Source organism: Aestuariibaculum sediminum, from assembly GCF_014596945.1.
Lineage (GTDB): Bacteria > Bacteroidota > Bacteroidia > Flavobacteriales > Flavobacteriaceae > Aestuariibaculum > Aestuariibaculum sediminum.
Genome location: NZ_JACVXB010000001.1, coordinates 717,894 through 741,872 on the forward strand (window position 1 = coordinate 717,894; position 23,979 = coordinate 741,872).

The following is a 23,979-nucleotide window of genomic DNA, read 5'->3' on the forward strand; positions in this document are numbered from 1 at the left end:
GCTTCGGATATCCGAAGCGTTTTTTATTTTTATCCTATGACCACATTTATCTTCGATGTTCTTAACGATTTAAAATCTCAAGGCAAAAACCTTTCAGAACTAATTTTTATATTACCAAGTAAAAGAGCCGGGCTCTTTCTAAAACATGAGCTTAAAAAACTGTGTGATGAGACAATCTTTGCCCCAGAAATAATAAGTATTGAAGAATTTATTGAAACACTTTCCGGATTAAAAACGGTAACAAATACCCAACTTCTATTTGAATTCTATAATACTTACCTAACCCTAACCAAACCAGCAAAACCAGATACTTTCGAGGTTTTTACAAAATGGGCACAAATAGTACTACAGGATTTTAATGAAATTGATCGCTATAATATTCCTCAAAAACGCATTTTTGATTATTTAAGCGATATCAAAGATATTGAACACCATCATTGGTCGCTTGAGGAAAACCAAACCGAATTCATAAAAAATTATTTAGCATTCTGGAATAAGCTTCACAGCTACTACATCCATTTTTCGGAAACATTAAAAGCTAAAAACATGGGTTACCAAGGATTATTGTATCGTGAAGCTACTCATAAGATAAATGGCTATATTGAAGAATATCCTGAAAAAAAGCATGTGTTTTTAGGATTTAATGCTTTAAATACATGCGAAGAACAGATTATCCAAAACTTGTTAAACAATAAATTAGCAGATATTTATTGGGACATTGACGCTCATTTTTTTAACAACACATACCATGATGCTTCACTGTTTACCCGACAGCACAAAAAAAAATGGTCTTACTTTAAAAACCATGACTTTAATTGGATAACCAATAATTACAAACAGAAAAAAGAACTTTCTATATTTGGAATTCCTAAAAATATAGGTCAGGCAAAATATATCGGATCGCTGCTAAAACAATTACAAACTGAGAATCCAAATTTACAAAATACTGCAGTGGTTTTGGGCGATGAAGACTTGCTGATTCCGGTACTAAATTCCATTCCAGAAAATGTTAATGCGCTTAATATCACCATGGGTTTTCCACTAAAATCCATTCCACTAAGTTCATTATTCGAGTCTTTATTTCAGCTACATAAAACAGACCCTCATGCTTTCTATTTTAAAGATGTAACTAACATAATTGCTCATCAGTTTGTAAGACCTTTATTTTCTAAATCAGGGGTAGATTATGCTTCAAAGCTTATCGAAACTATAGATAACAACAATATAATTTATGTTACGATAAACCGGTTAAAAGAGATAGCTCCAGAATCTAGTAATCTCATCAACATTTTATTTTCGAACTGGAATCAATCACCCGTTGCTGCTATTAAAAATTGCACAGAATTAATAATTTTAATCAAAGATTACCTAAATACCAATAAAGACTCCAATTTATTATCTTTAGAGTACCTGTATCGCTTTAACGAATTATTTAATACGCTAGATAGCTTAAATTCAACTTACGGCCATATAAACGATATTTCTGCACTTTTTAGCATTTACAAAGAATTATTAAGTTCTGAATCATTAGATTTTCAAGGCGAACCCCTACAAGGGCTTCAGTTGATGGGTATGCTAGAATCGCGCGTATTAGATTTTGAAACCGTTATAATATCCTCAGTTAACGAAGGTGTCTTACCATCCGGGAAAAGTAATAATTCATTTATTCCTTTTGATGTTAAAATAGAAAATAAACTACCTACTTATAAAGAAAAGGATGCTGTTTATACCTATCACTTTTACAGACTATTGCAACGTGCAAAACGAGTTTTCATATTATATAATACCGAAGCTGATGTTCTTACAGGTGGTGAAAAAAGCCGATTTATTACACAGCTTGAATTGGAAAAAACACATGAAATAACTCATCAAATTTTAACGCCTAAAGTCCCCGTTTTAGTTGAATCGGAAAATATCATACACAAAACAGACCAGTTAATACAAGATTTAAAAAATGTTGCCGCAAAGGGGTTTTCCCCTTCTTCGTTAACTGCTTACATTAGAAACCCTATAGATTTTTATTATCAAAAAGTATTAAAAATTAAAGAACATGACGATGTTGAAGAAACGGTTGCTGCCAACACCTTGGGGACGGTTGTGCACAATACCCTTGAAGACTTTTATAAACCACTTATAGGCCAAAATTTAACCATCGATATTTTAAATACGCTTAAAAGTAAAATAGAAGAACGTGTAACCTATCATTTTAAAAATGAATATAAAGAAGGTGATATTAGTAAAGGGAAAAACCTTATAATTTTTGAAATTGCTAAACGTTATGTCTCAAACTTTATAGACTTTGAAATTTCAGATTTGAAAGCAGGAAATACCATAGAAATTAAAGCCATTGAAGCAAATAATGAAATACAGGTTGATATACCTGAGCTTGATTTCACCGTAAAAATGGTTGGTAAAGTAGATCGTGTAGATGTATATAACGGTGTTACGAGAATTATCGACTACAAATCTGGTAAGGTAAGTCAAAATCAGGTTGAGATTGTTAATTGGGAAGACATTACAACCGATTATAAAAAATTCAGCAAAAGTTTTCAGATACTAAGTTATGCTTACATGATGCACCAAATGGAAACCATTCAATTACCTGTAGAGGCTGGAATTATTTCATTTAAAAACTTAAATGCCGGTGTTTTAAAATTTGGGAAAAAAGAACATTCAGGTTACCGCGCTAAAAAAGACAATTTAATTACTAATGAAACCCTCGATAATTTTAAGGTTGAACTAAAAAATATTATTTTAGAGATTTGCAACCCTAATATTCCTTTCACAGAAAAAGAAGTGTAAATGCTAAAGAATGAGCAGTACGTAATTGATGGTAAACACCAAAAACCCATTTTAATAGACTCTACTTTTACCTCAACAAACACGAAGCAGCCAATTATAATCTTTTGTCATGGATACAAAGGTTTTAAAGATTGGGGGGCATGGCACTTAATGGCAAAGGCCTTTGCAAACGCAGGATATTATTTTATTAAATTTAATTTTTCACATAATGGCGGCACGATTGAACAACCTATTGATTTTCCAGATTTAGAAGCTTTCGGTAATAATAATTATACTAAAGAGCTGGACGATTTACAAACAGTTATCGATTGGATATACCGCGCAGAAGATCTTAAAGAAAAAGTTAATATTAAATCCATAACATTAATTGGGCATAGTCGTGGTGGTGGAATTTCCATAATAAAAGCAGAAGAAGACCCTCGAATAACTTCATTAGTAAGTTTAGCCAGTGTATCAGATTTTGAATCCAGAATGGAAGCGCTTTGCGAACCTACAAAATGGAAAAAAGAAGGGGTAACCTATATTAAAAATGGAAGGACTAAACAGCAAATGCCTCATTACTTTCAGTTTTTCGAAGATTTTCATAAAAATAAAACCCGTTTATATATACAAAGGGCTGCAGAAAACCTTCAAATTCCGCACTTAATAATTCATGGAAATCAGGATACCAGTGTTTCAATTTTAGAATCTCAAACCATACATAAATGGCATTCCAATAGCAATTTTGAGGTTATTGATGGGGCAAATCATGTTTTTGGTGCACAACATCCTTGGAAAAAAGACCAAATGCCAGATCATTTAAATACCGTAATAATCAAAACCCTAAACTTTTTAAATGAACAACAAAAATAACGAAACTATAGACACTCCAACTTACGAAAATGGTGAGAAAATGTACGTTGCTACAGATTGTATCATTTTTGGATTTGACGACGGTATTTTAAAGCTATTAGTATTTGAAAGACGAGTAAAACCGAAACAAGGAGAACTTTCCTTAATTGGTAGTTTTGTAAGCCCCAACGAAAATGTTACCGAAGCAGCTCAACGGGTATTAAAAGAAATTACAGGCTTGGAGAACATCTTTATGGAAGAATTAAAATGCTACTCCAATATAGACAGAGACGAGGGTGCTCGATGTTTATCGATCGCACAATATGCTTTAATTCGCATAGGTGAATACGACAAACAACTGGTTGAAAAACATGGTGCGCAATGGTACGAAATTGGAAAATTACCAAAACTTGTATACGACCACGATCAAATGGTAGAAGATGCCCTAGAACGCCTACGTACCAAATCGCGATTTTACCCCATAGGTATAGAATTACTTCCTAAACAGTTTACAATACCTCAACTTCAAAAACTTTACGAAGTCATTCATCAAAAGCAATTGGACCCGAGAAACTTCCGTAAAAAAGTATTATCGTTAAAGCTCCTTATTCCGCTTAACAAAAAAGATAAAACTGGTTCTAAAAAAGGCGCTTATCTTTATAAATTCGATTATAAAAAATATAAGAAATTAGAAGAAAAAGGATTTAACTTCAGTATTTTCAAATAAAAAAATTAACTTGAATAATAGTTAAAGCAGCAAACGTCGCTTCGAGTAAACTTCTTTTAGAATTTTGTATCACGACGTATATTTTTATGTTTTTATATACAAACGCCACTCACTTCCATCGTGAAATTCACTCAAACTAACGAAAATTTTTAACCACTATTCAAGTTAAATTATTTTAAAGTTTACTTCGTTGTAAATTTAAATATTGTTGTTGTTTGGTAAGTTTCGTCTGGGTTTAAAAGAACCGAAGGAAATTCGGGTTGATTAGGTGAATCTGGATAATGCTCGGTTTCCAAACAAAATCCTGTTCTATATTCATAGGTACCGCCCTGCTTAGCTGGTAAGGTCCCATCCAAAAAATTTCCAGTATACAACTGAATTCCTGGTTCATCAGTGTATACTTCAAGCACTCTTCCGCTTTCTTTTTCGTAGGCCGATGCCGCTAAACGTATCCCTTCATCTTGGTTATTTAACACCCAGCAATGATCGTAGCCTAAACCTCTTTTTAATTGCACATTATCATTATTTATATCCTGACCAATTGCTTTAGCCGTTCTAAAATCGAAAGGCGTTCCTGTAACATCGGTAAGTTCTCCTGTTGGAATTAATGTTTCATCAACTGGCACCAATTGATCGGCATCTATCATTAATTCATGATCTAATATCGTTTTAGAGGTATCTCCTGTTAAATTAAAGTAGGTATGCTGTGTTAAATTTACAATGGTGGGTTTATCGGTGGTAGCTTCGTAAGCAACTTCTAATTCATTGTTATTATTAAGTGTATAAACGACTTTAGTATTCAAATTTCCTGGATAGCCTTCTTCCATATCTTTACTTAAATATGTTAATTCTAGAGCGGCAGTACTATCCGTTTGAATTTCAGAAGCCGTCCAAACTACCTTATCAAAACCTTTATCACCTCCATGTAAATGATTAGAACCATCATTCGTTGCCAAGGTATATTCTTGCTCATTAATTGTAAACTTGCCTTTAGCAATTCGGTTACCATAACGCCCTATTAAAGCACCAAAAAATGTGGGATTTGCTTCATATGGTTTCAGTGTTTCATACCCTAACACAATATCTTTATAAGCATTGTTTTTATCGGGTGCAGTCCAGTGTGTAATGATACCACCAAAGGTTATTATACGCACTTCCATACCCTTTTCATTTTTCAAAGTGTATTGATCTACAGCAACACTATCGGAAGTTATACCAAAAGGCTTTTTAGAAATTGTAACCACTGGTTCTGGTTCGGTTACCAGTTCATTTTCAGCAGATTTCTTTTTATCGGTTTTACATTGAACGCATAATAAAGTGGTACCTATTAAGGCCATTGCATAAATACCTTTTATAAATTTACTATTCATTTAAGTCCTAATTTAGTAGTTAATAAAATTATGAAGTTAAAGTTAAACTTTTTAATTGTTAAATTAACACTTATAAAGTAAAAAATTTAATAAGCCTGATATAAAAGACATTTACATTACAATGAAACACAAAAAAACTCCAAGGTTTTTTACCTTGGAGTTTGTGGAGAATACCGGATTCGAACCGGTGGCCTTTTGGCTGCCAGCCAAACGCTCTAGCCAACTGAGCTAATCCCCCATATTATTTTAAGCCACTAAGCACTAATACGGGTACTGGGCTGTAAAAATCTTTTTTCAAAATTACATTTTTTTCCCAATTTTTTGCAAAAAATCCGCGTTTTCGTCTAACGACACATAAAAGATCTGGTTGCTGTGCTTGAAAATGTTCTAAAACCCCTTGAAAAGTAGTTGCATTTTCAGTTTTTGTAGTAGTATCAACAAGGGCTTTCATCTCGTCGTTTACTTCAAAATCACCTTCTCCATAAAACGGTGTTTTTACTAACAACAAGTTTACATTTGATGAAAAATTCTCTTTAACAGCCCTTAAAGGTCCCAGTACGTCTGCCTTTTTAATAATGGCCGACTTAATAGCGAATAAAATATTTTTTATTGGCTTGAATGTATAGCCTTCAGGAATGATTAATGCAGGAATTTGAGTTTGTTTAATAATTTTGCCTGATGTTTTACCCAAATATACTTCTTCGCGAATGGAATTGGTTCTGGGCTCCACTAAAATCAAATCTATATCACCAACTTTACACGCCAATTCAAGCGTATCAATTAACTTTCCTTTAAATGATTTAATAATTATCTCGACGTCTTTTTTATCAACTTTCGATACTAAATCATTTAAATACGCAATACTTTCCCGTTCAATAATATCATCTACTTTTATCATAGTTCCTGCTTTGGTATATACATTATATACTTGCACTACATATAATCTGGCTCCAAATGCTTGTGCAAAATCTATAGCATATTGTAAATTACTTAAAGCATTAGCAGATGAACCTACGGGAACTAATATATTTTTCATTTCGATAATTTTAGATTTCTAAATTTAATATAATTATTGAAAAACGAGTCCAAATGTAATCTATTTTGCAATAAGTTATATGTATTTCTTTCAGCCTTTACATGCCAAATATTAGCTGCCAAAACAAATAAACACTAAAATTTACGACCTTTGCCCTTCGTTGTAAAACATTTTTATGAATAACTCTTTAAGCTTTAGTCATATAAACAAATTAGCCGTTCCTGCGTTAATTGCAGGTATCTCAGAACCCATTCTATCCATTACTGATACTGCGATTGTTGGGAATATCGATGTAAACGCTACCGAATCGCTTGCTGCTGTAGGTATTGTGGGTACCTTTATTTCTATGCTTATTTGGGTTTTAGGGCAAACACGAAGCGCTATTTCATCAATTGTTTCACAATACTTAGGAGCGAATAAAGTTGAACACATTAAAAATCTGCCGGCTCAAGCTATTTTTATTATTACATCGCTTAGCATTCTTATTATACTAACCACCTACCCTTTTTCCAATAGCATTTTTAAACTTTACAATGCCTCAGGAATTATACTCGACTACACTTCCGAATATTATAAAATACGTGTTTTTGGTTTTCCCTTTACCCTTTTTTCTATTGCTGTTTTTGGAACTTTTAGAGGCTTGCAAAATACCTATTACCCGATGATTATAGCCATAGTTGGCGCCATTTTAAATATTGTTTTAGACGTGTTATTAGTATTTGGCATCGAAGGTTATATTCCTGCAATGAATATTAAAGGAGCCGCATGGGCAAGTCTTATTTCTCAATTTACCATGGCTTTATTATCAGCCTATTTTTTATTGAAGAAAACAGATATTCCGTTACGTTTACATTTTCCATTTAATAAAGAAATTAAGCGTTTCATAATTATGATTCTTAATTTATTTGTTAGAACCTTGGCTCTAAATGCCACATTATATTTTGCAACACGGTTTGCAACTGGCTATGGCACGGCATATATAGCTGCCTATACTATTGGAATAAATCTTTGGTTTTTTGCTGCCTTTTTTATTGATGGGTATGCCAGTGCTGGTAATATTTTATCAGGAAAATTTTTTGGAGCAAAAGACTATAAATCCCTCATGCATTTAAGTAATACACTTATAAAGTATGGGGTAATTGTAGGTATATTACTTGCCCTTATTGGTGCGATAGGTTACTACCCCTTAGGAAGATTATTTTCCAAAGACCCTGAAGTCTTAAACTTATTTTACAGCACATTTTATATTATACTATTTATGCAACCCTTGTGTGCCATCGCATTTATCTTTGATGGTATGTTTAAAGGACTAGGTATGATGAAATATTTAAGAAATGTTTTGTTATTTTCCACTTTTGTAGTGTTTATACCTATTCTCTTTCTTTTGGATAGTTTAGGTTACAAATTAAATGCTATTTTTATTGCCATGACCTTTTGGATTATTGCCCGAGGTTTACCACTTATTGTATTTTTCAGAAAAACATTCTCCAGCAACAATAACAATTAAATGATGTCTGTATTAGTATCTTTTTTAATTCAACCCGATATTGAAAACAAAATAAAACACGCTCCTGATAAAGCCTATGAAATTGGCGTCTTTATTGGAACCATGTTACCCTTTATCTTGCTAGTAATTCTAGCCTATTTGGTTTACCGCTATAATAAAATAAGGAATCAATAGCATACACCTTTTTGATTAAAAAGTTTACCTTTAGACTTTTATTAAAACATGATATTATGGGGAATAAACTATTTTTAATACTAGCCATTGTATTGGTAATCATCTACATTTATAACCGCAGAAAACGACGTTAATTATCGGGTTTTTAACCAGCCTGTAATACTTAAACGTTCAGTATTTACGATTTTAACTTCGTGTTCAATAACCTGGCTTTCAAAAATTACCACGCGACCAGGAAACGGATAAATAACTTTTTCGGTTTCCTGTCCGTTTTGGTTTAAGTATAAAACTAATTCTCCACCATACTCTGGCAACCAACCATCTTCATTTAAATAACACACCACCGATAATTTTCGACGGTCATCATTTTGAAACGTATCAATATGACGTTTATAATACGTGTTTTTAGGATATACTGCATAATGAAACTCTTTATGCAAAATTCCCATAAAACATGTTTTATTTAAGTAGCCTATTAAGTCATTTATTTTATTAAAAAACAGGCGTTCGGTGTTATTGGCAATACGCTCATCCATCCATAAAATCATGTCCCCTCTTATCGATTTTTCAATCGTTTCGTTTACGCGATTTCCAATGGCTGCTTTTTTAAAAGCATCTTCTTCATGCTTTTCAATAAGCGACTGTCTTAATTTTTCTACCTCTTCATGTGTAAAGAAGTTTTCAATAATACTAAACTGTTGGGTTGATATATCCGAAATAATTTGTTCGTATACCGGATTTTCAACAAAATCAATAGCTTCAAAAAGTTGATTCATAAATAACTAAGCAAAAAAACTATCAATCCTGAGTGGATAAAAGCGCGCAAATGTAAACTAAAATTCGATTGCTTTTACAAAATCAATATCTTTGTATATAAATTTTCTACATTTTGATGACATACATCCGCATAACGAAACAATTTTCTTTCGAAACTGGTCATGCCCTTTACGGATACGACGGTAAATGTAAAAATGTTCATGGACACAGCTACAAACTTTCAGTAACGGTATTTGGCAAGCCAATTTCAGATAAAAACCATGTAAAATATGGTATGGTTATCGATTTTGGCGATCTTAAAAAAATAGTGAAGGAAGAAATTGTGAATGTATTCGACCACGCCACAGTGTTCAACAAAAATACACCTCATATTGAATTGGCTAAAGAGCTAGAAGACCGCGGGCATAATGTACTTTTGGTAGATTATCAGCCTACCAGCGAAATGATGGTTATTGATTTTGCCAAAAAAATCAAGAAACGCCTTCCTGAGCACATTACATTGCATTCGTTAAAATTACAAGAAACGGATAGCTCATTTGCCGAGTGGTATGCCAACGATAATTTATAGGGGTTAAAACATCGATTTCCTAACCAAAGTAGGCACTTTTTTATTGTACCCTTCATAATCGAGACTGTCTACTTTATAATTTTCCAGTAAATAATCGGCGCCTTTAACATGTGCTTTTGTTTTTACAAACTGCAACCAATCCATTCGATCTACTCGAACATGGTCTAAATTGGCTTGGCTAAAATTAGCGCCCTCTACTTTAGCAAATCGTAAATCAGAATAACTTAAATCGGCATGTGTAAAATCTACTCGTTTTAGTTGTGCATCGGTGAATTCAATATTTTGAAGACTCGCGTTCTTTAAAATGGCATACGATAAATCGACATTAACAAAATTAGAATTGGTAAGAACAGCCCCTTCTAGATTAATATCTTTTAAAATGGTATTTGGTAAACTGCTGTTTGCCAGTTCTGCCTGCATAAAATTACCTTGTTGTAAAATATGATCAACAAAAAACGACGACTGGATATTGCTTTTTGCTAACGCTATTAATAATTGACCACGCTCCGGGCTAACCGGAAAATCAATAAGTTCGTTATCCATTAAATAACGGTAAGGTTTCATGGCGTGACTTAAACTCACAATCCGTCCTACTAACCCACTGGACAAGATGTTTTTTTGATTTAATTCTCTGTTTATATCCGATAGGACTTCTCCCATTATAAACATTTGTGCTGATCTTCTTGAAGCTTCTGCTAAATGTGTTTGATCCTGAATTTTCTTATTTTGTTGTTTTAACAGGCCGTTTTGCCAAAATAACAAGACCGAAGGTAGCACTGCAAACATAATAGTTACAAACCCGATTCTCGTTACACGGTGCAGAATACTTGCCAATAAATCTGATAAAGTTTCGCGCGTAATATTCTTCTGATTATCATACTCTTCAAGGGCACTGTAAATACTTTTTTTTAATTTTTTCCTGCGATTGTAAATCCAATAAGCTTTAATATACCCGTACGACGTTTACTTTTCTTTTTGGCTAATTTTTCGATTTCCTGTAATCGATGCTTTAACTGTATATTTTCTTGTTCTAGTTCATGAATTTTACTTTCCATAAGGGGCAATATTTTCAAGTGTAGTAAATTAAACGTTTTAACGACTGTTTTCAAAACATATTTTCTTATAACTTAAACATATAGTAATAATTAACTACTAAAATTTATTTGCTTACGCTGAACAAGTTATTTATGTATATTTACCGCATGAATATCCCGCACGGAAAAAAGATTTATTTCGCCTCCGACAATCATTTAGGAGCTCCAACCAAAGACGATTCAATACCGCGAGAAAAAAAATTTATCGCTTGGTTAGATACGATAAAAAAAGATGCTGCTGCCATATTTTTACTCGGTGATTTGTTTGACTTCTGGTTTGAATATAAAACAGTTGTACCAAAAGGTTTTACCAGAACATTAGGTAAACTTGCAGAAATCTCCGATTCAGGCATACCTATTTATTTTTTTGTTGGTAACCACGATTTATGGATGAATGGTTATTTTGAAGAAGAACTGAATATAACCGTTTACCATAAACCTCAAGAGTTTAAGTTTAATAACACCAAGTTTTTTATTGGTCATGGCGATGGTTTAGGCCCGGGAGATAAAGGTTATAAGCGCATGAAAAAAGTGTTTACTAATCGCTTTTCGAAATGGCTTTTCCGTTGGTTGCACCCAGATATTGGCGTTAAATTAGCGCAATACATGTCTGTAAAAAACAAGCTTATTTCTGGAGATGAAGACGCTAAATTTTTGGGCGAGGACAACGAATGGCTGGTTCAATATTGCAAACGTAAATTAGAAAGCGAACACCGCGATTATTTTATTTTCGGTCACAGGCATTTACCTCTAGAAATCGATTTAAACGGGAAGTCGAAATATATTAATCTGGGTGACTGGATTTCCTATTACACTTACGGTGTTTTTGATGGCAAATCCATGCAACTAAAAGAATTCTAATACCTCAGCTTTGGACAGCTTACCACTATATATCATTATTCTTATTACTGGTTTTATAGTTGGTATAATAAATACCATAGCCGGCGGCGGCTCATTACTAACTTTACCTATCCTTATATTTTGTGGTTTACCTCCGAACGTTGCCAATGGCACCAACCGAATAGGTATCGTCTTCCAAACAGCCTTTGCCTCTGCAGGGTTTAAGAGTAAAGGTGTATCAACTTTTCCTTTTAATGTATATCTGGGCATTTCTGCGGTATTCGGAGCCCTTATTGGAGCTCACATAGCTGTAGATGTAAAAGGAGAAACCTTTACCAAAATGCTTTCTGTTGTTTTAATAGTAGCTGGTCTGCTAATAATTTTTAAACCCAAAATTAAAGCAGAACAACTAGAAGAACGGTTAACAGGAAAACACCTTTGGATTGGTATTATTTCGTTTTTCTTTTTTGGTATTTATGGGGGTTTTTTAAACGCAGGAATTGGTTTTATAATGATTCTTTTTCTACATTTTGTTCATCGTATGAACTTAGTCAGGGTTAATGCCACTAAAGTAGTGGTAGTCTTTATTTATACAATTTCAGCCCTAATTGTATTTATTGTTAACGACAAAGTCAATTGGAAAATAGGGCTTATTCTAGCGGCAGGGAATGCTATAGGCGCTTGGTTTGGAAGTCGTTTTGCAGTCATGAAAGGCGACAGATTTATTAAACCTTTTTTACTGGTAATACTTATTTTAATGGCTGTTAAACTATGGTTTTTTTAATTTCAATTGACCTTTAAAACCAATTTATTTAAGATCCCTGAGTTTAAGTTGCAAGGATACTTTACCCTGCCATTCATTTTCATCGATTGAATAAACCACGTCGAATGGCACCTGACCAGAAATAACATCTATTTTATTACCCAATCCAAAACCTATACCTACAAAAGCTTGCGAATCGGATTGCTTTAGCGTCACTCTTAAATGTGATTCATCGGCACCTACGCATTTGCCCCAACCCGTGTCTGCTACGTTAGTTGTTATAAACACAGGAGTCATGTTACTTGGCCCGAATGGTGCAAATTGCTTTAAAATTCGGTAGAATTTTGGAGTAATATCGTTTAAGTTAATCTGAGCATCAATTTTAATTTCGGGTGTCAGCAAACTTCGGTCTATAGTTTTGGTTACCTCATCTTCGAACGCCTGTTTAAAAGCTTCGTAATTTTCTTCTTTCAAAGTTAATCCTGCTGCATATTTATGTCCTCCAAATTGTTCGATATATTTACTACATGCCTCTAATGCATTATAAACATCAAATCCAACAACCGAGCGTGCCGAGGCTGCTAGTTTATCACCACTTTTGGTAAATACTAATGTAGGTCGGTAATAGGTCTCTGTTAAACGTGAAGCTACAATACCAATAACCCCTTTATGCCAATGCTCGTGATATACTACCGTAGTATTTCGATCTTGTTCTTTATTTTCTTCAATTTGCATTAAGGCTTCTTCTGTAATTTGCCTATCAGTTTCTCGCCTATCTTCATTGTACGCGTTAATATCTTCGGCATAGGTGTTTGCCAAATCCATATCGTCTTCGGCTAAAAGGGTTACCGCATAATTACCATGCTTCATCCGTCCTGCCGCATTAATACGCGGAGCCACCATAAATACAACATCGGTAATGGTAAGTTCATTTTTTTTGCTTACCTGATTTATTAACGCCTGAATTCCAGGTCTGGGTGTACTATTTATAACTTTTAAACCATAGTATGCCAAAATGCGATTCTCCCCAGTAATAGGTACAATATCGGCACCTATTGCTGTAGCTACTAAATCCAGATATCCTGTTAAATCCAAAATGGAATGTCCCATTTCTTCAGCTAAAGCCTGAACAAGTTTAAAACCTACACCGCAACCACACAATTCTTTATAAGGATATTGACAATCGTTACGTTTAGGATCTAAAACGGCAATGGCATCTGGAATAGTATCGCCTGGCCTGTGGTGATCACAAATAATAAAATCAATACCTTTTTCTTTGGCATAATTTACCTTATCGATAGCCTTTATACCACAATCTAACGCGATAATGAGTGTAAATTCGTTGTCGCTGGCAAAATCAATACCTTTAAAAGACACACCGTAACCTTCATCATATCGATCTGGAATATAAGTGGCCACCCAAGAACTTCTGGTTTTTAAGTAAGAGCTCATTAAAGCCACCGAAGTGGTTCCATCAACATCGTAATCGCCGTAAACCAAAATTTTTTCATCGTTAGCCAACGCTTGTTCCATTCTTGCAACAGCTTTATCCATATCTTTCATTAAATACGGATTATGCAAATCGTTTAAGCTAGGCCGGAAAAAGGCCTTTGCTTCATCGAAGGTTTGAATACCTCGCTGCAATAGCAGTGTAGCAGTTATATCATCTACCTGCAGGGCTTCTTTTAAGGCTTCTATTTTTTCGCTTTCTGGCTTGGGTTTTATCGTCCAGCGCATATAAGTAGGTTATTCTTTAAGTCGTATTCTGTTTTTATAAACACCTTTGTCGTTCATATATACAAGAATATAATATCTGTTTTTAGGCAAATACGATAAATCGTAGGTTAAGGTACCTTTTGAAAAATTCATGTAATTATGAGCCTCGAAAACTTTAGTTTCATCCTCCTGATCTACAATAAGTACTTTTACATTTGCTGGGGTGTTACAAAAATAATCGAGGGTAATTGGTCCCTGAGTTCTGGCTGGAAAAACGCCAACCGACGGCTCATTATCTAATTCATAAAGCATATCGGGTTGCACCGAAAAATTATAATTTATATGGCTACCAAAATCGGAGCCGAATTGCTTTATAGCCTTACCATTAGCATCTAAAAGTTTTACCTCTCCTCTTCCATCTTTAGCCTTGAACCAAAACTCTAATCCATCGCCTTCGGTATCATTAAATTTGAAATTATAATTTCCAGGCTTTAAATGAATAGTATCTTGATACACGGTACTCGGCTTAATATGTATACTATCTTTAGCAAAAGCTACTTCCCCAAAGCTATTTACAATACTGTAGTTGTTTTGCCATGGTTTATTATTGCTTTTATAATACACTACAATTGTGTCGGGTAAAATGTCAGGACGCTCGTAGTTAGAGACCATTTCATTATCGGCTTTAAAGGCGTCGGTTTTTCCATTAGGTTTAGAAAGACTAACATGAAATTTTGCTTGCTCTTTTTTACTAAATACCTCTGTAGGTAAAGTAATAGCAGCCGATTCTCCAAACTGGATATCTCCTGTCCATTTATATTTTTGAGGTTTTTCACCTTCAATATAATATTCAATATTCATCTTCTTTAATGGATTGCTTCCATTGTTTTTCACCTGAATAACAGGTAACCCGCCAAACGGATTTTTCCTTTTGTGTGTTACTTTTGTAGATGGCTGAATGATGTCGGTTAGAGTAACATCATTTTTAGCATTTGGAGATTCATATTCTATAACAAAAGCAGACAAAAGTTCATTGGCACTTGGGTTTTCTGTTTCGTATGGTTCCATATTAATATCCACCGTGAAAGATTTACCTGCTTCGGTATTAAGCAGAACCTCGTCGGGTTGCACCAAATAGCCAGGACACCAGTTAGCGCGATCAAAAATCCAAGTCCCTGCCTGCGGAAATAAGGGATTATCACCACATTCCATCCACAAATCCTGTCGGTCTATCACTGCGCCATTAAAGAGAATATCTCGATACTTACTACAAAATTCGCCACAACCATTAGCATCCATTCCATGCCCAGTTTGATGAATTTTTATTTTAGAAAAACCATTGTTCGACTTAGCCTTATACGTTATAGGCACCAGATGATTTTCGATAGGATCGTCTTTAAAACCATATTTAAAATTACCATCATATAGCTTATGAACAGCCAATGGGTTAGCAACTGGTTTACCATAAATTATTTCAAAATCTACAGTAACCTTCCAGCCACGCGATTTATTATCTTCATATCCCGTATGGATATAATCGATTTCCACCTCATCTCTTAAAATTAAACTAAAATCAGTAACATCAACACGCCACTCGAATCCCCAGTCTTTTTGAAAAAAACCACCATAAGGAGTTAACATTCTGGCAATTTCATAAACCGTTGTATCATTTACTTGTCGTGCTTTTATATGGTCTACATAATCCCAATCGGCGCATCGCATTTTATCTGGGCATTCAAATTTAAGATTCAATATTATGCTTCGGATAGGTTTTGACGCCTCTGGAAACTTAGCCATTCGTTTGTAACTATTACTCCCCTGCGAAGGATCGGTTACTATAGTTTCTCCCTGGTGCGAAACAACATGAATTTTTTCCTGAGCATTTGTTGTTAAACCAATTGCAATTAAACAGAAAAACAAATATTTTATCTTTTTCAATGGTATAAATTTTAGCTATTAAAAAATGTATTTATCTGAACATCGGCAAATTGACGAAACATCTCCATTACGCCACAATATTTTTCAACCGATAAATCGACAGCTCTTTGTAACTTTTTTTCATCTAAATTCTCTCCAAAAAAATGGAAATTCATGGTTACTTTGTCATAATACTTTGGATGTTCCTCGGTTAAATTGGCATCTATTTCAATTTTAAAATCTTCAACATCCAACTTCATTTTTTTTATTAAGGCAGCCACATCTAATCCTGAACACCCAGCCAAACCAGATAACATTAAAGCTTTGGGTCTATAACCATCGCCATTGCCATCGTTTTCAGGCCCTGCATCAATAAAAAGATTATGTCCCGACGGATTTGTACTCTCGAACTTCATGTTACCTAACCATGTGGTTGTTATGTGATTTCCCATTGTGTATGAAATATTTTTTGTTACTTGTGGAGACCAAAAATACTATTAAAAAATAAATTTATGCCTTTAGTAACGCCTTTATCTGAGAATCATGATGCTGAAACCAAACAGCTGGCCGAGTTCTTTAATGAAACCTTGGGCTTTTGCCCAAATTCGGTTTTAACTATGCAACATCGACCAGCAATTAGTCAGGCATTCATAAACTTAAATAAAGCCGTGATGGCTAATGAAGGTCGCGTTACTTCTGCTTTAAAACGCATGATTGCCTGGGTTAGTAGTAATGCTACGGGATGCCGTTATTGCCAAGCCCATGCTATACGCGCGGCCGAACGTTACGGTGCCGAAAAAGAACAGCTCGATAACATTTGGGATTACCGTATACATCCAGCATTTAGCGAAGCCGAACGTGCCGCTTTAGATTTTAGTTTGGCGGCATCTCAAATTCCAAATGCCGTTGATGAAAATATAAAAACACGATTGTATGCCTATTGGAATGAAGGTGAAATAGTAGAAATGTTAGGGGTTATTTCTCTTTTTGGCTATTTAAACCGTTGGAATGATAGCATGGCAACAACCATAGAAAACGGAGCTGTTGAAAGTGGCGAACAATATCTGGGAAAACACGGCTGGGAAAAGGGGAAGCATAAATAAGTAACACGTTGTCGCTAATTGTGTTACCAATTAAACGCATTAATTATTTAACTCGTTGTAAATTATAGATCGCGTTTTATCTTTTAAAAGTTTAGTATCCTTGGTTGCATAGCCTTCTGTATTTAAAAACTTGAATATTTTGGCCCGCATGACACCTGGCCCACCACTGAAAAAAGTATAAGAAAATCGTTTTTTATTGTCGTAAAAAACGATAGGCACGACCGGAATTTGATGGTTTACAGCCAATCTAAATGCTCCATCTTTAAATTCATCGAGTATTATGTGTTCATCAGGAACGCCTCCTTCTGGAAAAATACATATACTTAAGCCTGATTTCAACCTTCTCTGAGCTCGTAAAAATACACCCTGCCTGCTTTTAGCCGATGTTCTATCGACCAAAATACAGGTACGCTTATAGAAAAACCCAAATAGAGGAATTTTTGCCAATTCCATTTTGCCAACAAAAACAAAGGGATTCTTAACAACAACCAACATAAGCATAATATCCGTCATAGAGGTATGGTTTGCTACAAACATATAGCTCTTACCATATTCTGGGGTCTGTTCGCGTTCAATTTTATAATGAAAGCCCATACCTATAAGTATGAATTTTGCCCAAATACGTGCCAACTTAAAAAAGAAAGGGTACCATTTTTCCTTTAAAATAGAAACGAATAATAACGGAAACAACACCACTATTGGCAATGTTACCAGTATATAAAACCAGATTCGATATAGAATCCAGAACAGATATTTAAATACGCCCATGCCAACAAAAATAGACTTTAAAATGATTATATTTAAACAATACTAACATTAAACTAATTAAAAATGAGTTTACTTTATGCATTACTTATTGGTGCTATTGCTGGCTGGCTAGCCGGAAAATTAATGAAAGGCGGTGGCTTCGGCTTACTTTTAAATATCGTTATTGGTATTGTCGGGGGCATTGTTGGTAATTGGACATTTGGAGCTTTAGGCATTTCTATTTACAGCGGGTTTATAGGAGATGTTATTACTGGAGCTCTTGGTGCCATTATTATTTTATTTATTGCAGGATTATTCAAGAAATAAAGCTCCAAAGTAATTAAAAGCGGTTCTTACGAATCGCTTTTTTTTATTGCTAAGTATAGTTACATTTGCCCTAAAGTTTAATTAAAAAGATTCTGGGTTAAAACAGAATAACATATATGGCAAGAGTATTAACAGGTATACAAAGTACAGGAACACCACATTTAGGAAACATTTTAGGCGCAATTATCCCGGCCATTAAAATGGCTGAACAGCCAGAAAACGACTCCTTTTTATTCATCGCTAATTTGCATACTTTAACACAAATTAAAGATGCCGAAGAATTACGATACAACACCTACTCTGTTGCCGCTACTTGGCTTGCCTTTGGTTTAGACATAGAAAAAACTGTTTTTTACAGACAAAGTGACATTCCTCAGGTAACCGAATTATCGTGGTATTTAAGCTGCTTTTTTCCGTATCAGCGCTTAACATTAGCCCATAGTTTTAAAGATAAAGCCGACCGTTTGGAAGATGTTAATTCGGGATTATTTACCTACCCTATGCTAATGGCGGCTGATATTTTACTTTATGATGCCGAAATTATCCCTGTTGGTAAAGACCAACTTCAACATATTGAAATGACCAGAGATGTGGCATCACGTTTTCATGCCAAAATGGGAGAGGTCTTTGTTTTACCAGAAGGTAAAATTCAAGAAAACACCATGCTTATTCCTGGAACAGATGGTGAAAAAATGAGTAAATCGCGTAATAATTTTATAAACATTTTTGAAACCGATAAAAAATTACGCAAACAAATTATGGGCATTAAAACGGATAGCACTCCGTTAGAAGACCCTAAAGACTGGGCTACCTGTAACTGTTTTGCTATCTATAGCTTATTGGCTAACCACGAGCAAATAGAAACTATGAAAGCTAACTACGAAAATGGCAATTATGGTTATGGTCATGCTAAACAAGCCTTGTTTGAACTTATCGTTGAAAAATTTAAAATAGAGCGTGAACGCTATAATTATTATATGAACAACCTTGAAGTGTTAGACAAAGCCCTTGCTCTAGGTGCCGAAAAAGCTAAAAAAGTAGCCGATTCGGTATTAAACAGGGTGCGGCAAAAAGCAGGATACTAGCCTGCCGCACCACTACCCCACCCCTAATCATGAAATATTTTTACCTACTTTTATTAACCTACACAACATGTTATAGTATACAAGCTCAAAACGGATTAGCTTTCGAGCATAACAAATCATTTTACCTTAAAGGTAATTCAATACTCATAGGAAACAACATTATTAGTGTTGACAACGATGCTCCTTTTAACGATCCTACAGCTATTAATGATAATTTAAAATTGTCGTAAGTGGATATTGACGACGACAAATCGACTTTTAGTTCCAGTGCTGCCGATTTACAACTATCTGAAGAAAATCAAAATATAGTATACGCTGCACTATATTGGAGCGCTACTTACACTTTTGAGTATAGCAAAAAGAAAACAACAAGTCGCGAAATTATCTACAAAGGAAATGGCATTCGCAAAAACGACATAAACGATATCTTATTTAAAACACCTTCAAATGTATCATACATACCCATCACTGGAGATGTTATTTTCGATAGTCATACCCAAGACCTGTTTAAAGCAAATTCTCCTTATGTGTGTTATGCCGATGTAACCGACATTCTAAAAACTTCAACAAAATTAAACGGAACTTATACTGTTGCAAACATAAAGGCCTCTCAAGGCTATATCTCTGGAGGCTCCTCTGGAGGTTGGCTATTATATGTCATTTATGAGTCGGAAAATGAAACACCTAAATACTTTACCACTTATAACGGGTTTATTGGTGTAGAGAACAAACCCGAAAACATAACATTTAATGGTTTTAAAACTCCGGAAAATGGCGAAATAAAAACTAGTATAGCCATGGGTACACTTGAAGGCGACCGTCGAATAAAAACCGACTACTGCAATATTTTAAATCCAGAAACAAAACTTTACATTCCTTTAAAGCATGCCGAAAGAGCTGAAAATAACTTTTTTAACAGTAGTATAACTATCGATAATTCATTTAAAAGTTATCGCACGCCAAATAGTTCGAACACCTTAGGTTTCGATTTATTAAAACTCGATATTCCTAATAAGAACAATGCTATAATAAAACCAAATAGTACTGAAACAACACTCCAACTCGTTACTAAAGTAGATCGGTTTTATTTATTCTTTATGGCATTCGAAACGGAAATTAGTAGTGAATTTATGACGCTTAAAAATCAGCGAATAGCCTATTTACCTACCCCAAATGAAACACCGTTAAATTCGCTTGCTTCGAAAAACCCTTTAGATAAAACATTTACTAATTCGCATACATCGCACAAAATACCTGAACCATCGCAACTTAACAATAAAAGCATTATAAAGCAGCCTTCATCAATAGGTTTAAACCAGATAGCAAACCAAAAATATAACGAGATACAAAAGGTAAACAAGAAAGGTTCTAATACTTTCGATTTGGACATGCCTACAAAAACATATATTTGCGGGTTATCGGATATGAATCATGTCCCAAAAGTTCAGTTTATTAAAAAAAGCCCATCCACGACCAAAGATTCTCAACAGTTTAAAACCAGGAATCAATCCTACTCAAAAACACCTATTAAGCCACTTAAGAAAGCGTCTAAAAAAGATAAATACAATACCTTATTTGAAAATAAGGCTAGATTTACGACCATAAAAATTCCTTCACTTAAGCAAGGTTATTACCTAGTAACCAATGTGTTTTCCGAAAAAGAAAATGCTGAAAAATGGATGACTTTTTTAAAAAAGCGTGGTTTTCACCCAGAGCATTTTATAAACCCCAATAATAATTGGTTTTATGTGTATGTGATACATGACACAAATATTCGATCGATGTTATTTGAAAAAGGGACTTTAGAACAACGGACTTATTTTAATGCGCTTTGGATTGTAAAAATTAACAACTAAACGACCTCAAAAAGTTTTCCAGGTAAAGGCCTTACAACACCTTTAAGTTCCATATTAAGCAATATGCTTGCTACTTTATAAATAGGTATATTGCATCTTAATGCGATGATATCCAGTTGCTGCTTTCCACTGGAATGTAAAAAATTATAAATCGTTTTTTCATCGGTGTTTAGTTCAACAAATAATTGTTTCTGAATTGTTGGCTTAACCGGATCCTTAATTTGCCAATTTAAAATATAAGGGATATCAAAAGGCGTGGTTAACATATGTGCCTTATGTTGTTTTATTAAATTATTACAGCCTGAACTTTGCACGTCGGTGGGGCGACCAGGAACAGCAAAGACATCTCGGTTATAAGAATTTGCAATATCGGCAGTTACCAGACTTCCTCCTTTTTCTGCTGACTCAATTACTATAGTTGCTTCACTTAGTCCTGCTATAATTCGGTTTCGTTTCAAAAAATTATTTCTATCGAAGGTATCAGAGCTCCAGAAATCGGTTAAAAAACCACCATTTTCTTCTACAGGAATCATAAATTTCTTGTGTACTTTAGGATAAATTTGGTTTAATCCATGCGCCAGACAGCCTATGGTTTGCAAGTTATGCTTAATGGCTGCTTTATGGGCGGTGATATCGGTTCCGTAAGCAAAACCAGATACTACTACAGGGTTATATATTGCAAGAGCTTCAACCAATTGTTCGCAAAACGCCGTGCCGCTCGAGGTAATTTTGCGTGTACCAACAATACTTATAATTTTTCTGTTTTTTAATTGTATACTACCTGTTTCAAACAACACTATAGGCGCATCGATACACTGCTTTAATTTTTCTGGATATTCGGCATCCTGAAAGTAACTCAATTTTATCCTATTATCATATATAAACCTTAACTCTTCCTCAGCAGCTTTTAAATGATTTGTATTAAATAAATGCTTAATCATTACATGACCAACACCGTCTATTTTTAACAAATTCTGCTTTCTCTCGTTTAAAACAGCTTCGGGAGAACCACAATGTGCAATTAATCTTTTAGCGGTAATATCGCCAATGTTAGGCACATGTTGTAATGCTAAGGCATATAATAAATTCGTTTCCTGCACATTGATACTTTAAGAATACAATTGCAATAAATGAATTTTCTTACATTAAAAAAAATTGAAACTATATTTTTATCAGAAGTATAATTTTTTAACTTTGTTAATATGCAATTAGAAACCTACATAAGCGATTTACTTTACAGATACGAATGTGTTACCATTCCTGAGTTTGGGTCATTTTTAACACAAAGCGTTTCTGCAACTATTGATGATAGTTCGAATGCGTTCTATCCTCCAAAAAAAATGTTGTCATTTAATGAGCAAATTCAAAAAAATGATGGTTTGTTAGCTCATTATATTTCTGATGTAGAACAGATTTCATTTGAAAATGCCAACCAAAAAATTGCTAAACGTGTAGCCGTTTTAAAATCAAATCTGGCTCTTGGAGAAACGATAACATTTAAAAATATTGGTGAGCTGGTTTTTAATACGGAAGGAAAAATTATGTTTGAACCTTCATATCAAATTAATTATCTAACCGATGCTTTTGGGTTATCTCAATTTGTTTCACCTGCTATCACCAGAGAAACTTATGTTGAACAAGTTGAAGCTATTGAAAAAGTTGTTCCACTCACAATTACAAAAGAAAAACGCAAAAATAGATCTTATCTTAAGTATGCTGCTGTTGCTGTTGTAGCATTAACTATAAGTGGCTTTATAGGTTCAAATTTTTATGCAAATGAAATTGAACAACACAACCAAATGGCACAACAAGAAGCTACGAAACAGTTAGATAACAAAATCCAACAAGCCACATTTAGCTTAAATCCATTACCTGCAGCAAAACTTACCGTGACTAAGCAAACAGGAAATTACCATATTGTTGCCGGCGCTTTTAGAGTTGAAGAAAATTGCGACACAAAAGTAGCCGAACTTAAAGCTTTAGGTTACAGCGCCAGAAAAATTGGCGTTAATAAATACGGTCTACATCAGGTGGTATATGCAAGTTACGAAGATAGACTTGACGCATTAAAAGCGTTAAGAACCATTAAAAAAGAACAAAATAAAGAGGCTTGGCTTTTGGTTCAAGCTTTAGATTAATCTTTCTTTAACGTATTTATTTCTACTGAAATATAAAAAACCTTTTACCTTTGCGGCAAAATTAAAATGAATGCCATGAAAGGAAAAACTGCAGAAGAATCAAAAACCACATTAACAGACATGGTTTTACCTGGTGAAACCAACCCTCTTAATAATTTATTTGGAGGAGAACTACTAGCCAGAATGGATCGTGCCGCAGCTATTGCCGCTCGTCGTCATAGTGCTCGTATTGTGGTAACCGCATCTGTAAACCATGTGGCGTTTAATAAGGCGGTTCCTTTAGATAGTGTGGTTACTGTTGAAGCAAAAGTATCTCGCGCATTTAACACCTCAATGGAGGTTTTTATAGATGCCTGGATTGAAGATCGTCAATCTGGCGATCGAACTAAAGCCAATGAGGGGATATACACCTTTGTCGCTGTAGACGAAACTGGTCGTCCTGTTAAAATTCCTGAACTTATTCCTGAAACCGAATTAGAAAAACAACGTTACGATGCTGCCTTACGACGTAAACAACTAAGTTTACTGCTATCTGGCAAAATTAAACCAAGCGACGCTACCGAACTTAAAGCCTTTTTTACAGAAGAATAATACTTTAGAT

At 34.4% G+C, this 23,979-nt stretch carries 25 protein-coding genes and 1 tRNA gene; 15 read left to right on the forward strand and 11 right to left on the reverse strand.

Annotated elements, in window-relative coordinates; translation table 11 throughout:
* The first annotated feature begins 36 nt into the window (after window positions 1-36).
* From ICJ83_RS03270 to ICJ83_RS03280, 3 genes are read left to right on the forward strand one after another with little or no spacing between them, the layout of a single operon-like run.
* On the forward strand, window positions 37-2,802 hold the full coding sequence (locus ICJ83_RS03270; RefSeq protein WP_188228916.1) for a PD-(D/E)XK nuclease family protein: 2,766 nt from the start codon (window positions 37-39) through the stop codon (window positions 2,800-2,802).
* Window positions 2,803-3,654 carry an alpha/beta hydrolase family protein gene (locus ICJ83_RS03275; protein ID WP_188228917.1) on the forward strand — a complete coding sequence of 284 codons (852 nt, stop codon included), beginning with the start codon at window positions 2,803-2,805 and terminating at the stop codon, window positions 3,652-3,654. It abuts the gene before it with no gap.
* The gene (locus ICJ83_RS03280) at window positions 3,638-4,360 is read left to right on the forward strand and encodes an NUDIX hydrolase (RefSeq protein WP_188228918.1); all 723 of its coding nucleotides are present in this window, start codon (window positions 3,638-3,640) and stop codon (window positions 4,358-4,360) included. The genes ICJ83_RS03275 and ICJ83_RS03280 overlap by 17 nt, the downstream gene beginning before the upstream one ends.
* A gap of 182 nt (window positions 4,361-4,542) precedes the next feature.
* Here ICJ83_RS03280 and ICJ83_RS03285 read toward each other — a convergent pair whose 3' ends face one another.
* The 3 genes from ICJ83_RS03285 to ICJ83_RS03295 all read right to left on the reverse strand — a co-directional run bounded on the left by ICJ83_RS03285 (window position 4,543) and on the right by ICJ83_RS03295 (window position 6,766).
* Window positions 4,543-5,730 (reverse strand): aldose epimerase family protein, encoded by a 1,188-nt coding sequence (locus ICJ83_RS03285; RefSeq protein WP_188228919.1) that lies wholly within the window; start codon window positions 5,728-5,730, stop codon window positions 4,543-4,545.
* Between the two features lie 164 nt (window positions 5,731-5,894).
* Window positions 5,895-5,968: transfer RNA gene (locus ICJ83_RS03290), tRNA-Ala, on the reverse strand.
* A 3-nt stretch (window positions 5,969-5,971) separates the two neighbouring features.
* Window positions 5,972-6,766 carry a universal stress protein gene (locus ICJ83_RS03295; RefSeq protein WP_188228920.1) on the reverse strand — a complete coding sequence of 265 codons (795 nt, stop codon included), beginning with the start codon at window positions 6,764-6,766 and terminating at the stop codon, window positions 5,972-5,974.
* A 175-nt stretch (window positions 6,767-6,941) separates the two neighbouring features.
* Between ICJ83_RS03295 and ICJ83_RS03300 the strand changes: the two genes are divergently transcribed.
* Together ICJ83_RS03300 and ICJ83_RS03305 are read left to right on the forward strand one after the other, a co-directional pair.
* Window positions 6,942-8,273 carry an MATE family efflux transporter gene (locus ICJ83_RS03300; protein WP_188228921.1) on the forward strand — a complete coding sequence of 444 codons (1,332 nt, stop codon included), beginning with the start codon at window positions 6,942-6,944 and terminating at the stop codon, window positions 8,271-8,273.
* Window positions 8,274-8,447: a hypothetical protein gene (locus ICJ83_RS03305; protein WP_188229294.1), complete on the forward strand. Its 174-nt coding sequence runs from the start codon at window positions 8,274-8,276 to the stop codon at window positions 8,445-8,447. It abuts the gene before it with no gap.
* Window positions 8,448-8,581: 134 nt separating this feature from the next.
* Here the strand turns inward: ICJ83_RS03305 and ICJ83_RS03310 are convergent, their stop codons facing one another.
* Window positions 8,582-9,223 carry a 2OG-Fe(II) oxygenase gene (locus tag ICJ83_RS03310; RefSeq protein ID WP_188228922.1) on the reverse strand — a complete coding sequence of 214 codons (642 nt, stop codon included), beginning with the start codon at window positions 9,221-9,223 and terminating at the stop codon, window positions 8,582-8,584.
* Window positions 9,224-9,339: 116 nt separating this feature from the next.
* Between ICJ83_RS03310 and ICJ83_RS03315 the strand changes: the two genes are divergently transcribed.
* Window positions 9,340-9,792, forward strand: coding sequence for a 6-pyruvoyl trahydropterin synthase family protein (locus ICJ83_RS03315; RefSeq protein ID WP_188229283.1), 453 nt, complete (start codon window positions 9,340-9,342; stop codon window positions 9,790-9,792).
* A 3-nt stretch (window positions 9,793-9,795) separates the two neighbouring features.
* Here ICJ83_RS03315 and ICJ83_RS03320 read toward each other — a convergent pair whose 3' ends face one another.
* Window positions 9,796-10,578: a pentapeptide repeat-containing protein gene (locus ICJ83_RS03320; protein ID WP_188228923.1), complete on the reverse strand. Its 783-nt coding sequence runs from the start codon at window positions 10,576-10,578 to the stop codon at window positions 9,796-9,798.
* A 122-nt stretch (window positions 10,579-10,700) separates the two neighbouring features.
* On the reverse strand, window positions 10,701-10,865 hold the full coding sequence (locus ICJ83_RS03325; RefSeq protein ID WP_223154577.1) for a hypothetical protein: 165 nt from the start codon (window positions 10,863-10,865) through the stop codon (window positions 10,701-10,703).
* 129 nt (window positions 10,866-10,994) lie between these two features.
* On the opposite strand from ICJ83_RS03325, the gene ICJ83_RS03330 reads away from it, so the two are divergent.
* Both ICJ83_RS03330 and ICJ83_RS03335 read left to right on the forward strand, forming a co-directional pair.
* Complete coding sequence (locus ICJ83_RS03330) at window positions 10,995-11,747, forward strand: UDP-2,3-diacylglucosamine diphosphatase (RefSeq protein WP_188228925.1); 753 nt, start codon at window positions 10,995-10,997, stop codon at window positions 11,745-11,747.
* A gap of 10 nt (window positions 11,748-11,757) precedes the next feature.
* On the forward strand, window positions 11,758-12,510 hold the full coding sequence (locus ICJ83_RS03335) for a sulfite exporter TauE/SafE family protein (RefSeq protein WP_188228926.1): 753 nt from the start codon (window positions 11,758-11,760) through the stop codon (window positions 12,508-12,510).
* 24 nt (window positions 12,511-12,534) lie between these two features.
* Here the strand turns inward: ICJ83_RS03335 and recJ are convergent, their stop codons facing one another.
* From recJ to ICJ83_RS03350, 3 genes are read right to left on the reverse strand one after another with little or no spacing between them, the layout of a single operon-like run.
* Window positions 12,535-14,226, reverse strand: a complete 1,692-nt coding sequence (recJ, locus tag ICJ83_RS03340) for a single-stranded-DNA-specific exonuclease RecJ (protein WP_188228927.1) — start codon at window positions 14,224-14,226, stop codon at window positions 12,535-12,537.
* Window positions 14,227-14,235: 9 nt separating this feature from the next.
* Complete coding sequence (locus ICJ83_RS03345; RefSeq protein ID WP_188228928.1) at window positions 14,236-16,143, reverse strand: peptide-N-glycosidase F-related protein; 1,908 nt, start codon at window positions 16,141-16,143, stop codon at window positions 14,236-14,238.
* 11 nt (window positions 16,144-16,154) lie between these two features.
* Window positions 16,155-16,574 (reverse strand): OsmC family protein, encoded by a 420-nt coding sequence (locus ICJ83_RS03350; protein ID WP_188228929.1) that lies wholly within the window; start codon window positions 16,572-16,574, stop codon window positions 16,155-16,157.
* A gap of 60 nt (window positions 16,575-16,634) precedes the next feature.
* Here ICJ83_RS03350 and ICJ83_RS03355 point away from each other — a divergent pair, with 60 nt between their 5' ends.
* Entirely contained in the window at window positions 16,635-17,225 is a 591-nt protein-coding gene (locus ICJ83_RS03355) for a carboxymuconolactone decarboxylase family protein (protein ID WP_188228930.1), read from the forward strand.
* A gap of 39 nt (window positions 17,226-17,264) precedes the next feature.
* Here the strand turns inward: ICJ83_RS03355 and ICJ83_RS03360 are convergent, their stop codons facing one another.
* Window positions 17,265-17,993, reverse strand: coding sequence for a lysophospholipid acyltransferase family protein (locus ICJ83_RS03360; protein ID WP_188228931.1), 729 nt, complete (start codon window positions 17,991-17,993; stop codon window positions 17,265-17,267).
* Window positions 17,994-18,056: 63 nt separating this feature from the next.
* Between ICJ83_RS03360 and ICJ83_RS03365 the strand changes: the two genes are divergently transcribed.
* From ICJ83_RS03365 to ICJ83_RS03380, 4 genes are all read left to right on the forward strand, one after another.
* Window positions 18,057-18,299 (forward strand): GlsB/YeaQ/YmgE family stress response membrane protein, encoded by a 243-nt coding sequence (locus ICJ83_RS03365; RefSeq protein ID WP_188228932.1) that lies wholly within the window; start codon window positions 18,057-18,059, stop codon window positions 18,297-18,299.
* A 116-nt stretch (window positions 18,300-18,415) separates the two neighbouring features.
* On the forward strand, window positions 18,416-19,384 hold the full coding sequence (trpS, locus tag ICJ83_RS03370) for a tryptophan--tRNA ligase (protein WP_188228933.1): 969 nt from the start codon (window positions 18,416-18,418) through the stop codon (window positions 19,382-19,384).
* Between the two features lie 29 nt (window positions 19,385-19,413).
* Complete coding sequence (locus ICJ83_RS03375; protein ID WP_188228934.1) at window positions 19,414-19,614, forward strand: hypothetical protein; 201 nt, start codon at window positions 19,414-19,416, stop codon at window positions 19,612-19,614.
* On the forward strand, window positions 19,615-21,240 hold the full coding sequence (locus tag ICJ83_RS03380; RefSeq protein ID WP_188228935.1) for a hypothetical protein: 1,626 nt from the start codon (window positions 19,615-19,617) through the stop codon (window positions 21,238-21,240).
* Here ICJ83_RS03380 and dprA read toward each other — a convergent pair.
* Complete coding sequence (dprA, locus tag ICJ83_RS03385; protein ID WP_188228936.1) at window positions 21,237-22,340, reverse strand: DNA-processing protein DprA; 1,104 nt, start codon at window positions 22,338-22,340, stop codon at window positions 21,237-21,239. The two genes, ICJ83_RS03380 and dprA, sit on opposite strands and share 4 nt — an antisense overlap.
* Window positions 22,341-22,442: 102 nt before the next feature.
* Between dprA and ICJ83_RS03390 the strand changes: the two genes are divergently transcribed.
* The gene (locus ICJ83_RS03390; protein ID WP_188228937.1) at window positions 22,443-23,378 is read left to right on the forward strand and encodes an HU domain-containing protein; all 936 of its coding nucleotides are present in this window, start codon (window positions 22,443-22,445) and stop codon (window positions 23,376-23,378) included.
* Between the two features lie 75 nt (window positions 23,379-23,453).
* On the forward strand, window positions 23,454-23,969 hold the full coding sequence (locus ICJ83_RS03395; RefSeq protein WP_188228938.1) for an acyl-CoA thioesterase: 516 nt from the start codon (window positions 23,454-23,456) through the stop codon (window positions 23,967-23,969).
* Window positions 23,970-23,979 lie beyond the last annotated feature (10 nt).

What these genes read in the sequence shown, in the direction of transcription:
- ICJ83_RS03320 (WP_188228923.1), bottom strand. Translation starts at nt 10,578, where the DNA reads ATGTTTGCAGTGCTACCTTCGGTCTTGTTATTTTGGCAAAACGGCCTG.
- ICJ83_RS03315 (WP_188229283.1), top strand. Translation starts at nt 9,340, where the DNA reads ATGACATACATCCGCATAACGAAACAATTTTCTTTCGAAACTGGTCAT.
- ICJ83_RS03355 (WP_188228930.1), top strand. Translation starts at nt 16,635, where the DNA reads ATGCCTTTAGTAACGCCTTTATCTGAGAATCATGATGCTGAAACCAAA.
- ICJ83_RS03365 (WP_188228932.1), top strand. Translation starts at nt 18,057, where the DNA reads ATGAGTTTACTTTATGCATTACTTATTGGTGCTATTGCTGGCTGGCTA.
- ICJ83_RS03390 (WP_188228937.1), top strand. Translation starts at nt 22,443, where the DNA reads ATGCAATTAGAAACCTACATAAGCGATTTACTTTACAGATACGAATGT.
- ICJ83_RS03285 (WP_188228919.1), bottom strand. Translation starts at nt 5,730, where the DNA reads ATGAATAGTAAATTTATAAAAGGTATTTATGCAATGGCCTTAATAGGT.
- ICJ83_RS03275 (WP_188228917.1), top strand. Translation starts at nt 2,803, where the DNA reads ATGCTAAAGAATGAGCAGTACGTAATTGATGGTAAACACCAAAAACCC.
- ICJ83_RS03350 (WP_188228929.1), bottom strand. Translation starts at nt 16,574, where the DNA reads ATGGGAAATCACATAACAACCACATGGTTAGGTAACATGAAGTTCGAG.
- ICJ83_RS03270 (WP_188228916.1), top strand. Translation starts at nt 37, where the DNA reads ATGACCACATTTATCTTCGATGTTCTTAACGATTTAAAATCTCAAGGC.
- ICJ83_RS03360 (WP_188228931.1), bottom strand. Translation starts at nt 17,993, where the DNA reads ATGGGCGTATTTAAATATCTGTTCTGGATTCTATATCGAATCTGGTTT.
- ICJ83_RS03395 (WP_188228938.1), top strand. Translation starts at nt 23,454, where the DNA reads ATGAAAGGAAAAACTGCAGAAGAATCAAAAACCACATTAACAGACATG.
- ICJ83_RS03280 (WP_188228918.1), top strand. Translation starts at nt 3,638, where the DNA reads ATGAACAACAAAAATAACGAAACTATAGACACTCCAACTTACGAAAAT.
- trpS (WP_188228933.1), top strand. Translation starts at nt 18,416, where the DNA reads ATGGCAAGAGTATTAACAGGTATACAAAGTACAGGAACACCACATTTA.
- ICJ83_RS03300 (WP_188228921.1), top strand. Translation starts at nt 6,942, where the DNA reads ATGAATAACTCTTTAAGCTTTAGTCATATAAACAAATTAGCCGTTCCT.
- ICJ83_RS03305 (WP_188229294.1), top strand. Translation starts at nt 8,274, where the DNA reads ATGATGTCTGTATTAGTATCTTTTTTAATTCAACCCGATATTGAAAAC.
- ICJ83_RS03295 (WP_188228920.1), bottom strand. Translation starts at nt 6,766, where the DNA reads ATGAAAAATATATTAGTTCCCGTAGGTTCATCTGCTAATGCTTTAAGT.
- recJ (WP_188228927.1), bottom strand. Translation starts at nt 14,226, where the DNA reads ATGCGCTGGACGATAAAACCCAAGCCAGAAAGCGAAAAAATAGAAGCC.
- ICJ83_RS03310 (WP_188228922.1), bottom strand. Translation starts at nt 9,223, where the DNA reads ATGAATCAACTTTTTGAAGCTATTGATTTTGTTGAAAATCCGGTATAC.
- ICJ83_RS03375 (WP_188228934.1), top strand. Translation starts at nt 19,414, where the DNA reads ATGAAATATTTTTACCTACTTTTATTAACCTACACAACATGTTATAGT.
- ICJ83_RS03330 (WP_188228925.1), top strand. Translation starts at nt 10,995, where the DNA reads ATGAATATCCCGCACGGAAAAAAGATTTATTTCGCCTCCGACAATCAT.